This window comes from Spirosoma luteolum (assembly GCF_054778875.1).
In genome coordinates this window covers 159,585-174,307 of the sequence record NZ_BAAGZE010000020.1, presented here as the reverse complement: position 1 = coordinate 174,307, position 14,723 = coordinate 159,585, and the positions used below count along the sequence as shown (strand labels likewise).

General features: G+C 49.3%; 12 protein-coding genes. 9 read left to right on the top strand and 3 right to left on the bottom strand.

What is annotated here, in order from left to right:
• Positions 1 to 234: 234 nt before the first annotated feature.
• Complete coding sequence (locus tag ACYVAC_RS18015) at positions 235 to 1,467, bottom strand: tyrosine-type recombinase/integrase (RefSeq protein ID WP_461099163.1); 1,233 nt, start codon at positions 1,465 to 1,467, stop codon at positions 235 to 237.
• A 557-nt stretch (positions 1,468 to 2,024) separates the two neighbouring features.
• Here ACYVAC_RS18015 and ACYVAC_RS18010 point away from each other — a divergent pair.
• The 5 genes from ACYVAC_RS18010 (at position 2,025) to ACYVAC_RS17990 (ending at position 6,939) form a co-directional block, all read left to right on the top strand.
• Entirely contained in the window at positions 2,025 to 2,228 is a 204-nt protein-coding gene (locus tag ACYVAC_RS18010; RefSeq protein ID WP_461099162.1) for a hypothetical protein, read from the top strand.
• 4 nt (positions 2,229 to 2,232) lie between these two features.
• The gene (locus ACYVAC_RS18005) at positions 2,233 to 2,865 is read left to right on the top strand and encodes a hypothetical protein (RefSeq protein ID WP_461099161.1); all 633 of its coding nucleotides are present in this window, start codon (positions 2,233 to 2,235) and stop codon (positions 2,863 to 2,865) included.
• Between the two features lie 347 nt (positions 2,866 to 3,212).
• On the top strand, positions 3,213 to 4,058 hold the full coding sequence (locus tag ACYVAC_RS18000; protein WP_461099160.1) for a uracil-DNA glycosylase family protein: 846 nt from the start codon (positions 3,213 to 3,215) through the stop codon (positions 4,056 to 4,058).
• 284 nt (positions 4,059 to 4,342) lie between these two features.
• Positions 4,343 to 4,879: a hypothetical protein gene (locus ACYVAC_RS17995; protein ID WP_461099159.1), complete on the top strand. Its 537-nt coding sequence runs from the start codon at positions 4,343 to 4,345 to the stop codon at positions 4,877 to 4,879.
• A gap of 1,148 nt (positions 4,880 to 6,027) precedes the next feature.
• A complete protein-coding gene (locus ACYVAC_RS17990) occupies positions 6,028 to 6,939 on the top strand; it encodes an alpha/beta hydrolase (RefSeq protein ID WP_461099158.1) in 912 nt (303 codons plus the stop codon).
• A 149-nt stretch (positions 6,940 to 7,088) separates the two neighbouring features.
• Here ACYVAC_RS17990 and ACYVAC_RS17985 read toward each other — a convergent pair whose 3' ends face one another.
• Positions 7,089 to 8,015, bottom strand: coding sequence for an alpha/beta fold hydrolase (locus ACYVAC_RS17985; protein WP_461099157.1), 927 nt, complete (start codon positions 8,013 to 8,015; stop codon positions 7,089 to 7,091).
• Between the two features lie 818 nt (positions 8,016 to 8,833).
• Between ACYVAC_RS17985 and ACYVAC_RS17980 the strand changes: the two genes are divergently transcribed.
• From ACYVAC_RS17980 to hmpA, 4 genes are all read left to right on the top strand, one after another.
• Positions 8,834 to 9,097, top strand: coding sequence for a hypothetical protein (locus ACYVAC_RS17980; protein WP_461099156.1), 264 nt, complete (start codon positions 8,834 to 8,836; stop codon positions 9,095 to 9,097).
• 1,183 nt (positions 9,098 to 10,280) lie between these two features.
• The gene (locus tag ACYVAC_RS17975) at positions 10,281 to 11,951 is read left to right on the top strand and encodes an alpha-amylase family protein (RefSeq protein ID WP_461099155.1); all 1,671 of its coding nucleotides are present in this window, start codon (positions 10,281 to 10,283) and stop codon (positions 11,949 to 11,951) included.
• Positions 11,952 to 12,060: 109 nt separating this feature from the next.
• Positions 12,061 to 12,246 (top strand): hypothetical protein, encoded by a 186-nt coding sequence (locus ACYVAC_RS17970; protein ID WP_461099154.1) that lies wholly within the window; start codon positions 12,061 to 12,063, stop codon positions 12,244 to 12,246.
• A gap of 357 nt (positions 12,247 to 12,603) precedes the next feature.
• On the top strand, positions 12,604 to 13,851 hold the full coding sequence (gene hmpA / locus ACYVAC_RS17965) for an NO-inducible flavohemoprotein (RefSeq protein ID WP_461099153.1): 1,248 nt from the start codon (positions 12,604 to 12,606) through the stop codon (positions 13,849 to 13,851).
• A 78-nt stretch (positions 13,852 to 13,929) separates the two neighbouring features.
• Here the strand turns inward: hmpA and ACYVAC_RS17960 are convergent, their stop codons facing one another.
• Positions 13,930 to 14,514, bottom strand: a complete 585-nt coding sequence (locus ACYVAC_RS17960; protein WP_461099152.1) for a Crp/Fnr family transcriptional regulator — start codon at positions 14,512 to 14,514, stop codon at positions 13,930 to 13,932.
• Between the last annotated feature and the right edge of the window lie 209 nt (positions 14,515 to 14,723).

The window sequence follows — 14,723 nt, the reverse complement described above, 5'->3', positions numbered from 1 at the left end:
TAAAACAAATATCTGTAATTCTGTAAGATATCGTGCTGATTACTAACTAAATAACTAGGAAAACTTTAGTAGAGATGGCTGGAACGGCTATTCCGACTAGACTTCACCCAACAGCACCATGTTTTATGCAGTCGGAGAAGAACCCATTCAGAACGGCCGCAAGTGGTGAGCAAAGCTGTCGACCATCTAGAACAGCCGCCAGGGTCGTTACCGGACAACATCCAGTTCAGGTGCTCAAGGGTTGTCAGGCATTTTCACGAAGTAGTCACGCTCAGTTTGCTTCTTAATATAAAACTGAGTGGTTTCGAATAACTCATGGCGCAAGTGACGTTGCACCCAGATCGGCTCCACCCCTTTGTCGATCATGATCTGCCCCGTGGTATGGCGTAAACTATGAGCCGACATATTAGGGCGTTTCAGGTCGAGGGCTTTCAGGTGCTTGTCGACGACATACCGGATATGCGCCGTTGTCAGATCAGGGAACAGCGCTGCAGAACGGGATCCAGAGAGTGCTGTTCCGGATGCTGACTGTATGTACTGACGCAGACTTTCGGCGCAGGCGGTAAACAGCTTGATTGCTTTACGGGTGTTTTTCCCTTTCCCTCGTATGAGCAGTTGCTCCTTATCAAACAATACATCGCCGATAGTCAGCCGGGTTACTTCAACGGTTCGCAGGCCTTCGAGCACCAGCAATGCGACAATGGCACGGTCGGCAGGGTCATCGATACTGGCCAGTAACTGATCGCGCTCCGATTCGGTCAGGCTGTCTTTGTAAAATCCCCGCTCGATAGCTAGCCCCCGGATGGCCTGAACGTCCCGCAACCCATCGACCTGATCGGGAGTAAGCCCCAGCCGGGTGCGGTGTTTGATGACCCATTCGGTCAACTGCTTGATGGTGGAGAGGTAGAAGTTGATCGTAAACGCTGACAACCCACGGCCGCGCAAGTGGTTGACGTACTGCCCAACCGTCTGGGCCGAGAAGGTAGCCTGTCGGTCGGCAGACCGCTCGTCGGTCAGGTAAAGAAAAAAGGCATTCAAAGCCTGGGTATAGTTTTCCTTCGACTTGTCGCCCCGCAGATGAGTCGCTTCGGCCAGATACCCAAGAATCAGTTCGTTGGCCGCAGGCGGGATACGTTTTGCGGATGGTGGATCGGCAACGACCACCGGGTTTCCCTGCATCTGGTAAAAAAGTAAAAACTTCCGGACGGGTGAGAGCTGATTGCCTTTTTTACCGGCCCCGTAGACACGCAGGCTACCGACATCCAGCGGCAACCGGTTGTCCAGGCAATACTGCACAAACTGGCGGGCAAGTCTGGGATAGTTTCCGGGTTTCCGCCCGTCGAGTTTTACCAGCCAGGCCGCAAACAGATGCATCAGCTGACTCACGGTTACACGCGTCTCTCCCATCACTCCCGCTACGGACGTCTGGGTTTGGGCTTGCTGCGCTACGAATAAGTCGGTCGCCATAATGAAGAAAAAGTCGGATTGAGGATCGATTGCGGTAAGGACTAATCTGTCCTAGCCGGAGTTTGATATTCAGCCACGCTGGGAAGTGAACAAACGTACCCAAAAATTCAACGTTGTACAAATTATACTTTGTGTAAAACGTTGAAAATCTTTTTTCATATGTGTCTTACCCTTTGCGGGTGTGATCCCATTCGCCTTGCGTAACTGGCTGTTTGACGGTACACACCGTTTAGTCAATTCAGATTCCCCAAACAGGAGACTTGACGAACAATATCTTTACTTGACTAGAACGGATGAACCTATGGTTTGGCTGTAAAAATTCGCGGAACTAGATCTCACTGATTATCAGACAGAAGTAGTTCCGCGGTTTTGCGTACATTAACTTGTTGGGTGAACCGGCCGAGTAGTGCTTCCATTTCGGCGTTTCGGTCGACAGGTTGCAGGCCGCAGAGATTAAGTTTTGTTCGTTGGGCGGGTTGCGGCTGACAAGCCAACCGCCCTGGTGAGGTAAGTTTAAACGAATACGTTCCACATTATAAAATCAACACTACCAGAAAGTGAAAACTAACAAAACGAGAATCGAAGGTGACAACAACACCAGCTTTACGGACGTTAACCGTTCTAAAATCCAAGTTGGTGTCAATTCTGACCAAAAAGGCGCGGGTAAGAACTGGACAATTATAGGCGTAGTTGTAGCAATATTGAGTCTAATAGCTGCCATTGTCATTGGATGGGATCAGATTCAAACATTTCTAAAATAGTTTTATGTTTAGTCGTAATAACGAATCTCAGATAACAGGAGACAATAACCTCGTTTTTCAAGATGTTAACGATTCTACCATCACCATAAATCTTAATGACCCGCAAGAGGTAAGAACTCTACTTATCAATTTTCAAGAAGAGTTAAAAAAGCTACCAATCAGTATTTTAGACCACATTAAAGAATCTCAAAATTTGGAAGCTCCCCCAACTGTTGGTGCTAACTTATACTTCACCCTATTGGCAGCAATTGGTGAGACTGTAATGGGTGGTATTACTCGAAATGCTATGTTTAGTCTTACAGTCACTAATTTGACTAAGGAGCACAGGTATTTTAACCAGCCATATTTCCAAACGAACCCTAAATTACCAATACCTGGTTCAGAAGGGGCTGATAGCTTCATTATGATTAATAGAGAGAATCAGCCTTTCCCAGTGCGTTTGGAGTACGGCCAGCCCTTCACAATCACTTTTGAGATTAAACCGCAAGCATTAGAATTTTATAGGCAAATTGCTTCTGAAGGAGCTTACATACAGGCTTTTATTACCACAACTGTTGGCGAAATATATTCATCAAATCAGTACGAAATTCCTAAATTTTTAGACCAATATGCTTCGATAGTTGGGCGCAGAAGATAATATTATTTTCGCATGGGCAGCCTCCGTGTGACAGGACGCACGTCCCGAAGGAGACTTTGCAGCCCAACCGAGAAAGGGTGTAAAGGTGCAAGCGACTCATTTTCAGAATACTAACTTGTTCACCATCAGCCCTTTCGGGCGTTGGGTGTTGCCAGAAAAGTAGTGAGTATTTGCCGTCTTCCGCGCGATAAGAGAGCCGCCCCCTGCAGGACAGCTTGTGACTCGTTAGGTTGTTTCGGTCGACACGAGAAACGCCCAGTTAGGCATGATTTAGCTCGTTTGCCAAGTTTCGGCTGACACTAGACACATCATAATCAACGACCAATCTTTAAACGCAAATAAATACGATGAGTTGTCCGATTGAAACGCACCAATTTTTGACGAGTTGGACTACCAGCCTTGATGATAATTTAAAAGAAATTTACAAGGACACTTGGATTGACGACAAAAAGTCAGGCTATTTCGGCTTTATACCTAAGGACCCAGTGGCATTATTTATTGGAACTTTTCCTGTTCCTGAACAACGAACAAGTGGTTTCTTTTACCACAGTGATGTAAATCTTTTTTGGAAAATTATCACTAAGGTAACTGGACAGAATTTGTTAAATTTAGATTCCAAATTAGACTGGTTATCAAAAAGTAGAATTGGGATAACTGACATATTATGCAAAGCCCAAAGGACTGATAATAATTGCACTAGTAGAGCAGACAATGACTTGAACGCTATTTGCTTTAACAATATACTAAATTTGTTTAACGACTATCCCACGTTAACAGATGTTTATTTAACAAGCGGTGGCCCAACGAGTAAAAGTTTGTCAGGTAAATCAGCAGGAGGTTGGCTAGGTTTGCATTTACGTGATGCAACAGGGCGTAGTTTGAAAAAAATAATAAGTAGCGGTGCCACTCAGGTGATTAAACTTCAACCAAATCAAAAACAAATAAATCTACATTTTCTAATCACCCCAGCACCCCAAGACAATCAGTTAGGAAGATACTTACGTGACAAGAGAACAGTAGTCAATGGCTTAAATCAAATTAACTATTTAGAAGGCATCCCAGATCCAAAAGAAAAATATAAGTTTTTGCAGTGGGCAGTTTATCTATCTAAATTTCCAGGTCTTGTAAATCATAATTTTCAAGCAGAGGTTGAACAAAAAAATCTTCGCGGTTTATTAATGGAATGGCAATAACAAGGCAGCTTTCCTGTGACAGGATGCTTACCCCGCAGAAAGTTTTGCAGCCCAACCAAATGAGGGTGTAAATGTTGGAATCGGGTTGTTTATGTCAGCATGTGCGCTTACCATCAACCCTCATGGGTGTTGGGTGCATAGTAAAAGCCAATAACATGATAGTAGGCTTGTGTGCGACAGCGAGCACGGCACGTCAGGTGACTTTTAGATTCGTTAGGCGGGTTACTGCCGACAAAATAAACACTCAGACAGGTAGTTAGAATAAAAATAACTGAGAACATTCAATGGTTTTTTTAAAGGAGAATTGGGAAGGAATTGTTGCTTTGCTTGCTATGTTAGCAACCGCCGTTAGTTCTTACTTCACCTATAAAACGTTCAACTTACAACGTATACATAATACAAAATCAGTTAGACCCATATTACACATTGGACAGTGGGACTATGAAAATAGAATTACAGTTGATTTGAGAAATCAAGGACCAGGGGTTGGGATAGTGAAAAATATTCGAGTTTGCAAAAACGACACTGACGTGAAAACTTGTATTTTCCATTGGTTACCTGAAAAACTTCCGGGTGATATGAATTATAAGGAGTACTGGACTGGATACAAAGATTTTACGATTAAAGCCGGTGAGATATGTAAACTCATTGAACTGCCAATTGATACTACTAAACCTGAAGAAGTTACCGCTAGGGAAACAATTAGAGGAATATTAAGACAGCTTACTATTGAAATTGATTATGAAGATATATACGATAATAAAATACCTAAACTCACTAAATCACTGATCCTTTTTGCACGTACTGATCACGAAAATTAATAATGCATTTACGAGTCTGGTTTCGGGTGACATGCAGCTCGTCCCTAGAGAAGCCGGGCAGCCCAACCAAACGAGGGTGTAAAGGTTTGTGTACGTTTATTTGCTCAAACTTGTGCGCCCACCATCAACACTCATCGGCGTTGGGTGGTCGGTTCCATTTTTATCAGAACCACACTAAAAAACGTTAAAACATGAAACATATCCTGTGTTTTCTTTTCCTGCTGGGGGGCTTGGCGAGTTGTAGACAAGAAATTCAACCCAGAGAGTCAGAAGCTACTATAATGTACTACGCTGATTCATTCACCGGTTGCGACACTGGCTTCAAAATCATAACAGACGGTCACCCATTCACCACTTACGATATCAAAGCCCCGTTTGATGATCTTAATAAATTCCCTCGCAAGGTTTGGATTAGATATGAAATCGCAGTTGAGACTCGGACAGACATTTGTACCTCGACATCAATCAGTATAAAATCGATTCGAGACCGATAACTGTCGTACGTCAATTCACGGGTGTTGACTGTTCACTCAAAATATGCTTGCCGGGCGGGTTCGACCGACATTAGGCATTTAGATATTGGCCGAACTAATAGAACGTTTAGTAGGTGTTGCTTGACAATCGGCAGCCAAGTGTTGGTCAGGCTTTTGATAAGATAACGAGCGACTACAGGCACTAGGGGGTTAGGCCAGCCTCGAAAAGGTTTCGTCTGACAGCGGGCATTCGGGCATTAGGCAAGTCCAAAAATAAGGTGAGTTTGGCTGGGAATTGGCCTTTGTAAGTCCGTGAGGATGTGCAGTTCGGACCGTATGTTGTTGCCGGCTCCGGGTGGATAAGTTCACCGCTGACAGAATGCTCGCCGGGTGTTCAGGGTTTTCAGCCCAACTCAGGCAGGGGCGTAAAAGTGCAGCCGAGTCGCTTGATCGCAGTTGTTTACTCACCCCCCCCTAGGTCGTTGGGTGCTCGTTTATCAAGTACTTGCAAATCAGCATCTTGGTGACAGGCAGCGCGTCTCAGAGGTTAGGTTTTTGGCTTGCATTTCTGAGTCGTGGGCGACAAGAAGCGGGCCGTAGAGATTAAGTTCAGTTAGGCAGCGTCGGTTGACAGCGCTAACTTCATATAAGTCATATTGTACAAAAATCATTACCATGCAGACACCCATTCAGCTTCTGTTTTTACTGACTCTGCTGATTAATTCATTCAGGCTGTTTGCCCAAAATGGCCCTCCTACCATCGAACAGGTGCGGAGCGCTTTGAACCGGGGAATCGAACAAGTGAAGACTCCACCTGTCAACGTGTTCAAGACCGAAATCCGTAAGGTCTGGTCGGGAAGTGATTCAATTCAGATTCAGATCTACTATCCCAGTGCCAATCGCAATTTGCCCATCGTTTACAATGTACACGGCGGGGCTTTCGTCATGCGGGCGTTAGACGTGAACGTGGCCCGAATTCTGTGCAACCGCACCGGGTCAATCGTTGTCTGTGTGGACTACCGCGTGGCACCTGAGCATCCGTTTCCAGCTTCCATTAACGACAGTTACGTCGTCTGGAACTGGATTACGAAGAACGCCGAACGAATCGGCGGTGACCGGCAAAAAGTCAGTTTAATCGGTGATAGCGCGGGGGGCGTGTTTATTGGGGCATTGCAAGTTAAACGTCAGCAGGAAGGTCGACCGGAACGTCCGTTATCAATGGTTTACATTAACCCCGGTGTTGATTTGCGGCCAACCGCAGCCGGTGCCGACGAGTACCGGTTGGTGACGGACTGGTATCTGAACGGAGCCGACCCAAACAATCCGTTGGTATCACCCATTCTGAACGACAAGTTGAGTGAGTATCCGCCCACCCTGATTATAACCAGCGAGACCGACGAAATCCGGCAGCACGGCGTTCTGCTGACAGAAAAACTGACGAAAGCGGGTGTACCTGTTAAATTTATTGATTTACCTGGTGTTGGTCATTTAGCAGGCGATTGGGGAGCCGCCAGTCCTAAAGCCCAGCCCGCCGTTGATGCGACAGTTGACTTTCTCAACTCGGCTAACGCTAAAACGGATAAATAGCGGATTAATCTTAGCGGGTTCGCGCGTTGTTGCCGCTCCGCGTGGGCGGGTTGGCGGGCGACAGGAAGCACGTCCCGACAGTCAGCGTCAGCGTTTGGTTTGCGAGGTTTCGATGCTGCGACAGAGAAAAATTAAGTAATGTATTTAAGTTAAGTAAACGCCCGCACAATCATAACTACACTGATGGCTACCAGAACGGCAGTACCCGCGTTGAGCAAAGCCGTGTCGGACTGTTTCGTTTTCCGACTAGCTGTCTGCTCCTGAGATTTTTCTGGCTGTGACTGATACATTCCGTCGGTCACGTCCAGAATCAGTTGGGTACACTCGTCGGGAACGTCTAACTGCGGAAAATGACCGCAATGATCGAACCAGTGAAGCTCCGCATCGGGAAACAAATCCATTGCCCGCTCCGACTGATTCGGCAAGCAAACCCGGTCGTGCCGACCCCAGCCAATCACTACTGGATGCCGGATGGACCCAGCCACGGCCCCTTTTTGAGGCTCGCCATGAGCCAGATTGTGGAGGAGTTCGCTGAAAACAGGTGTGGGCGTAAATGTTTGTAACTCCTGCAATGCAATCGGGGCGGGAATGGTCCAGGGGTGGGCCGAAAACTGCATGAACAGCAACGACCGACTAATGGGGTTACCCGTCAGGGCTGGTAAAACGGGTTGCAAAGCGTCGACAAGTTTCGCCGATAGCCGCACAGAGTGGTAGAAAAACGGCACCTCCCAACCAGCCCAGAAACCGCCAGGATCAAGCGAGACAACGGCTCCCAAAACACCTCTCCGCCGGGCCAGTTCGAGTACTAGCCGTGCACCCATTGAACTGCCAACCGCGTCGGTGCCGAGCAGATTATGATCCTCTAAAAAATTAGTCACGGCATCCGCAAGGGTGCGGATAGAGGTTTCGCCCCTCAACGGGGGTGTAGCCCCGAAACCAGGCAAATCGACCGCAATTACATCGCGGTGGGCAGCCAGTTCGTCAATAATCAAATCCCAGGAGCGGTGGCTGCTGCCAATGCCATGAATCAGGAGAAGGGGCTTACCGGAGCCACGCCGGACGTAGTTTATTGTCATAATCGTTGATATTCAATCAGTTTAACACTGCCCAGGAGGTAATGTTTTTTCTTTTTTCAGACTAAATCATGTTACTCACGATATGAAAATCGACCCTGACTTCTGTCAAAAGTCGGGGTCTTTGCTTTTATGATGAGAGTTGTCGCAATCGGGTACTCAGTAATGGTCTTTGGCTTTGTTAGCCTTACCCGACTCAATCCTTACTCATGGGACACTTTTAGACTGCGTAGTTTTTACTTCCAGTCGGCTTTGTTGCACGGATAAACTCGCTTATTTTCCAAAAAAAGGCGGCATAGCTGCATCTTCGTGGTGGCGATATGGTACACTATAGGCCGTCTAAGGGCAAAATTGGGCTTTTAGACAGCCTCAGCCGTGCAACAAAGCCAAATCTGCTTAGACGAAATAAGTTAAGTTTTTAGGCATCACAGTGTATTTCGCCCCGCAGTACCTAGTCTCGTCGGATAGGCAGCATTCCTGAATGCGACGTTTTTTTGCCCAACGAAACGGGTGTGTAAAGGTTGTAGATACGTGCGTTTTTTTGAGTGACTTGCTTACCATCAACACCCTTTGGAACGTTGGGTGAACCAGCCAAAGTAATTGCCAGTGCAAACGTTTGGGAGTCAACGAGAACACCTTATTGGCCGTTTTACATTTATACTTCAGCATACGCGCGACACAGTGAACGTACCGTAAGATTGACTTTGTTTTCTCGCGCGGGTTTCATTTGATAAGCCAATCGCCTTGATTAAGCAAATAAGATAAAGTGGACGTATTGCATTTTGTGTGATTCGCCCATCTACCAATCATAAAAAATGACCATGGCTAAACCTACTGATTACTCAAAATTGACCGTAGATGAATTGCTAGCTTCAGAAGCCAAAATCAAGAAACAGCGAGTCATGTGGGCCCTTGTTATTGGCAGTTTCGTTGGCGTTGTTTTTTGGGCTGTTATGCATCACGCTTCATTTTTCAAGGTAATACTCTTGATCCTTTTTTTTGGTGGTCTGGCAGGTGGTGGGAAGAAAAACGAAGAGAATTTCAAAGCTATTGAATCAGAGCTCCGTAGCCGAGGCATTCGATAACACCATAGGGTTTATGATCCGAATACGAGCAGTTGTTGAGCTCTGTACTTACTCTTATTGGATAATGGGTTGTGTGCGCTCCTCGAGAGTCGCTTACGGGCGACAGGAGACAGGCCGCTAAGCACGCTTCGCAGCCCAACCGGCAGGAGATGTAAAGGTGCAGGTACGTGTGTTCAGTTTTGCGCCCACCATCAGCCCCTGTTGGCGTTGGGGGCCGTTCAAGTCGGTAGGCATTCCAGATAATGGCCAACAAGGTAACAAATGGATTATGAACGTTTCCTTGCAGGGTTACTACTTACTTACCAACAGGGCAATCACCTGGGCATAGAACGAGTAAACGTGTTTTTTAATGATCGTTTTAAATCATCAGATCGCACTTATTTAACAGTTGTGGAGCTTTATTATGGATCTACTGACTCCCGGCTTAAGGTTGATTATCTGACAACTGCCAATACCGTTGTACATACTCGGAGTTGTTTTTGCGTTGGTATAGGTCTACAGACATCACCTATTTTTTCAGCTAAAGACGTTATGGTGCTTTATTGTTATGGTTGCCCGGTTAGGGGGGTCAGTCTACCTGATTTTTAGAGGACAAACGAACCAGACAAAAAACTGCTGACTGGTATCAGTTTTAGCAGGGTATTTAGTGGTAATTTCAGTTCGGCCAACATTGGCATGTATCTAGGTGCCACGTTTTGACAGCCTCGGCTACGTTGGTTTTGGACGTTTATAAGTCGTGCTGCCTATGTTTGTTACAGCTGACAGGCGGCTGTCAGACAGGCTGATACGGCAGCCCAACAGACAAAAGGTGCAAACGGCAAGCGAGTCGTTCGCCCATTTCAGTCTGCTTCTTCACCCATCAATCCTCGTGGTCAGTTGGTGTTTCTTTGAGCAATGCGTGCTCAGCGACTTCGGTCGACACACTTGATCTGGCTGCCAGGCACCGTTTTGCATAGCATCCAGCATATCGGTTGGTAAGAGAAACGTCCTGAGCATGCGTGCTCAGGCTTCTATTTGCGAGTTCAAAACGCTAGCGCAAGCACGTACGCTCTGCCAAACTATTGTACTAAGCCATCCTTTTTAGTGACAATTCTGCGTTTCTTGAGCCAGACACTTAGAATGTTTGTAGGTTAGACTGGTAACGAACGATACAGAATAGATACATAGCAACGATTTTTCTTTCATGAATAGACGCCATTTCATTCACCTATCTTCAGCCATATCAGTAGCCACCCTGGCAAGCCGATTAACTTATGCTGTTTCGCCCCAAACCGAAGCCATTCAGATGCCTGATGAAGTGTGGGGGCAGCGCGATGGCCAGTGGGTCAGATTGACAGCCACCAGCGGAACCGCGTACAGCCATGACGATCTGGTTGTTACCATCAAGCCAAACAGTAAGGCTCAAGCCGTTTATGTACAGTCGCCCGCCCGGCCGCTCGACGCCATTCGATTAAAATGGACCTATGCGCTCAAACCTACGGCTCGTTTTATGGGCGATCAGTTTGAACGTTCCTACGGAGATCTGGCCTGGAAAAAAGAATCCGATACCGCAATAAACCCCTGGTATGTCCTCATCTATGATGATAAACAGACTCGCTGTTTTGGGGTAAAGACGGGAGCCAGTAGCCTCTGCTGGTGGCATTTACGCGAAGGTAGTCTGGCGCTTACACTCGATACCCACTCAGGTGGCAATGGCGTATTACTCGGTGATCGGACACTTCACGCTGCCGATCTGGTAACGATGAGTAGCCGTCCCGACGAAAACCCGTTCCAAACGGACCATCGGTTTTGTGGGCTCATGTGCGACAAACCGCGTCTGCCCAGACAGCCCGTCTACGGCATCAACGACTGGTACTTCGCTTACGGAGAAAACGACTTCGAACTGATAAAGAAAACGACGGGTTCGATGGCCGAATTGGTTACCAACGTCAAAAACAGGCCTTACTCAGTTATTGATGCCGGCTGGGCTACTTACTCGCCTTTGCTGCCCGGAGACGGTGGCTGGAACGATGATTACAGCAAGCCCAATAAGAAGTTCGGCAATATGCAGTTGATGGGCGACACAATCAGGCAACTGGGCATGCGGCCGGGCTTGTGGATGCGGCCCCTTTGTGCGCGTCACGACGACAAAGCAAACCTGTTGGCGCCAAAAATTCCGGGACGCAATGACCCTAAAATGCCGGTGCTCGATCCGACCATACCCGAGAATATCGACCGGATAAAGCGCTATTTTGACGTGTACAAAGCGTGGGGATTTGAGATGGTGAAACACGATTTCACCACCTATGATATGATGGGACGCTGGGGCTTTTCCATGAAGGACAGTATAACGTCTCCGAACTGGAATTTCAGTGACCGGAGTAAGACCAATGCCGAAATCATACTGAATCTATACCAGTCCATTCGCGACGCTGCTGGCCAGGGGATAGCGATTATCGGTTGCAATACCATGAGCCACCTGAGCGCGGGCCTGTTCGAACTCTGCCGCACCGGTGACGATACCAGTGGCAAAGACTGGGCACGGACGTTAAAAATGGGTGTCAACACACTGGCTTTCCGGCTGCCGCAGCACAATAAATTTTACGCGGTCGATGGCGATTGCGTCGGCATCACCACGGATATCGCCTGGGAGAAAAACAAGCAATGGCTCCAGTTGCTGGCCGAAAGTGGCTCTCCGCTCTTTATTTCAGCGCAACCGGCGGCCATGGGCGAAGCGCAAAAGATAGCGGTCAAAGAAGCGTTTACCCGGGCTTCGTCGCACCAACCCCTGGGTGAACCACTGGACTGGATAACCAATCATCAGCCCAAAAAATGGAGGCTGAACGGAAGGATCGTTGATTTTACCTGGACCTGACGTAAACTAAAACCTGCAGCAAGCCGATACATCAGGCAGCATACAAAGGAGAGCAGAAGGTAGCCCATTCGCAAGAATCAGCTTGCGGGCATCGCCCGGTCGCTGAGCCGTGTGCTGCAAACCCGGCAGCTGCCCACCCAGATCAGCCTGGCCGAAGCGGGGCAGCTCGACTTTCTGCTGCCTGACCCGCGCCGTATCGGCCCACAGTTACTTAATTACCTCGCCCTACGGTACGGCCGCCAGCCTGCGCCAGCGCGTGCAGACCGCCCTGGGCAATGCCGGCGGGCTGGGTTAGTGGTCCGTGTCTTTGTCAGGGAGTCGTATCGGCTTTGCTGCGCCGATGGCAGCGGTACGGCAGACCTGGTATAATCAGCCAGGGTAGCTCCGACTCGCATTGATCAATCCTCTCTTTTTCTGAAACAGGCAGGCCAATTCGGCGCCGTATGCATTTGGGTAGCCGGGCGAAGACCGATTTCTGGCGGGGTCGGACCAGTGAAAAAAACGGGTCATTATGACATCGGTCATAAACCGGGCTGCCCCGCCCGGTACACCTTTGCACTGTTCACCGGTGCCGGCCCGGCACTACCCAACGGCTCAGTTGCGGGCCAAAGCACCGATCCGGTGAACGGCCAATCAACTAAAGATTACACCTATGCTTACACAAGCACAGAAAGAGGCTATCCAGGCAACGGTACCGATTCTGAAAACAAGCGGGGTCGCTTTGACCACTTATTTCTACGAGCGAATGTTTCGCCATAACCCTGAGCTGAAGCACGTCTTCAATCAGGGCAATCAGCACAACAGCAAGCAGGCAGCTGCACTGGCAGGGGCGGTGCTGGCCTATGCGGAGCATATCGACAACCCATCGGTGCTGGCCGACGCCCTGACCGCTATTGGCCACAAACATGTCAGCCTGAACATTCGACCCGAGCAGTACGAGCTGGTTGGCCGGCATCTGCTGGCCTCCATTCGCGAGGTGCTGGCGTTACCCGCCGATTCGCCCCTGCTCGACGCCTGGGCAATGGCCTACGACCAGCTGGCATCGCTCATGGCGGGTATAGAAAGCAGCCTGTATCGGCAAACAGGCCGCAGGGCCGGGGGCTGGAGTGGCTGGCGCCCGTTTGTGATTCGTCGGAAAGTGCAGGAATCAGCCGAAATAACCTCGTTTTATCTGTATCCGAGCGACGGCGGACAGGTAGCCTCCTACCTGCCCGGCCAATACGTAAGCCTGCGCCTGTTTGTGCCCGAGCTGAACCTGTTGCAGCCTCGGCAGTATAGCTTATCCAGCGCATCGAACGGCACCTACTACCGTATCACCGTTAAGCGCGAAAGCGGGCTTGATTGCCGGCCCAATGGGCTTATCAGCAACCAGCTGCATGATAGAAAGCAGGAAGGTGACCTGGTTGAGCTTACTGCTCCGGCCGGGGGCTTTACCCTCGATCTGCCCCAACGCGGTCCGGTCGTGCTGATCAGTGGAGGAGTTGGCCAGACGCCCCTGCTCAGTATGGCAGAAACCCTGCTCGACTCGTCTGGGTCGCAGGCCATTATCTGGGTTCACGGGGCCAGAAATGAGCCTGTGCACGCTTTCCGCAGCACGCTCGAAACCTGGCGCCGGCAAACAGACAGGCTGTGCTGTTTTTATTTCTACGAACAGCAATCCGAACCACCGCTGCCAGATCCGGTAATTCTGACGGGCCGGGTGAATCTACGGGTTATCGAAGCATCGGTAATCATACCCGGGGCTACGTACTACCTGTGCGGTCCGGCACCGTTTCTTCGCAAACAATATGCCGATCTGATCGACCTGGGCGTCGGGCCGGAGGCTATCCGATATGAGGAGTTCGGCCCTCAGGCGCTCGCGCTCAGCGCCGAACAGGCACTGGTAGCCGACGTAGCCTGAATCAGCCGGTGCGGGGGTGGGGCCGTTGGGTGTTCGGTGGGTCGAAAACCATTGCGCCACCCCCGTTCAACGGGCTGGTCACCGCCATAATTTCCCGTTCCGGATGGTTACGTCGCCCCTTCGCTCCAGCTGCTTGACAGTTCGGATAACCGTTTCGACGCGCAGGCCCAGTAAATCGGCTAACTGCTGCCGGGTGTACGGTACTTTATACAGCTCACCCGGTTTGGCCTGCTGCTTTAGCTGGTCGATGTACCGAAGCAGCCGATCCCCGGCGTGTGAAATAGCCACTTGTTCGAGTACCCGGGCTTTGCCGATCAGGCGCTCGCTGAGCAGCTGCGTTACGTGCCAGTGGACCTCGACGTTTTCCTGTAAAAGTTGCCGCAGCTGTGGCTGGCTACAGCGCCAGAGTGAAGTAGGCCGGGTCGTCAGGGCACTGGCAGGATAGGGCTTGCGGGCAAAAAAAGGAGGTTCGCCAAAGCTTTGACCATCCTGAAAGATGCCCTGCACGAATTCTTTGCCATCGCCGAAGTTGACCATTTTGACTTCTCCCGAAATAATCTGGTAGTAATGCACCGCTTCCTCCCCTTCGTTGAAGATCAGCACGGCTTTCGGAACGTGAAGCTGAACTGCTCCATACTGTTGCAGCAAGGTTGTAGCAATCATAAGTTGGCCCCCTTTCTATCAATGTCAACGCCTGACAACCACCAAACGATGCCGGCGGGAGCTGGCGTCATTTACCCCGAACCGACCGACTGATGAGGCTGTCGAATTGGGTTCGTGAGGTTGCCCTGCGGCTGCGATGGTTCGGCATAACAAATATACCCTATTTTTCTTTTTGGTTAGGAATCCTAACTATATTTGCCCTGTATTCA

Excerpts from the sequence above, each read along its gene's own strand:
- ACYVAC_RS18015 (WP_461099163.1), bottom strand. The coding sequence starts at position 1,467 with ATGGCGACCGACTTATTCGTAGCGCAGCAAGCCCAAACCCAGACGTCC.
- ACYVAC_RS18005 (WP_461099161.1), top strand. The coding sequence starts at position 2,233 with ATGTTTAGTCGTAATAACGAATCTCAGATAACAGGAGACAATAACCTC.
- ACYVAC_RS18000 (WP_461099160.1), top strand. The coding sequence starts at position 3,213 with ATGAGTTGTCCGATTGAAACGCACCAATTTTTGACGAGTTGGACTACC.
- ACYVAC_RS17995 (WP_461099159.1), top strand. The coding sequence starts at position 4,343 with ATGGTTTTTTTAAAGGAGAATTGGGAAGGAATTGTTGCTTTGCTTGCT.
- ACYVAC_RS17990 (WP_461099158.1), top strand. The coding sequence starts at position 6,028 with ATGCAGACACCCATTCAGCTTCTGTTTTTACTGACTCTGCTGATTAAT.
- ACYVAC_RS17985 (WP_461099157.1), bottom strand. The coding sequence starts at position 8,015 with ATGACAATAAACTACGTCCGGCGTGGCTCCGGTAAGCCCCTTCTCCTG.
- ACYVAC_RS17980 (WP_461099156.1), top strand. The coding sequence starts at position 8,834 with ATGGCTAAACCTACTGATTACTCAAAATTGACCGTAGATGAATTGCTA.
- ACYVAC_RS17975 (WP_461099155.1), top strand. The coding sequence starts at position 10,281 with ATGAATAGACGCCATTTCATTCACCTATCTTCAGCCATATCAGTAGCC.
- hmpA (WP_461099153.1), top strand. The coding sequence starts at position 12,604 with ATGCTTACACAAGCACAGAAAGAGGCTATCCAGGCAACGGTACCGATT.
- ACYVAC_RS17960 (WP_461099152.1), bottom strand. The coding sequence starts at position 14,514 with ATGATTGCTACAACCTTGCTGCAACAGTATGGAGCAGTTCAGCTTCAC.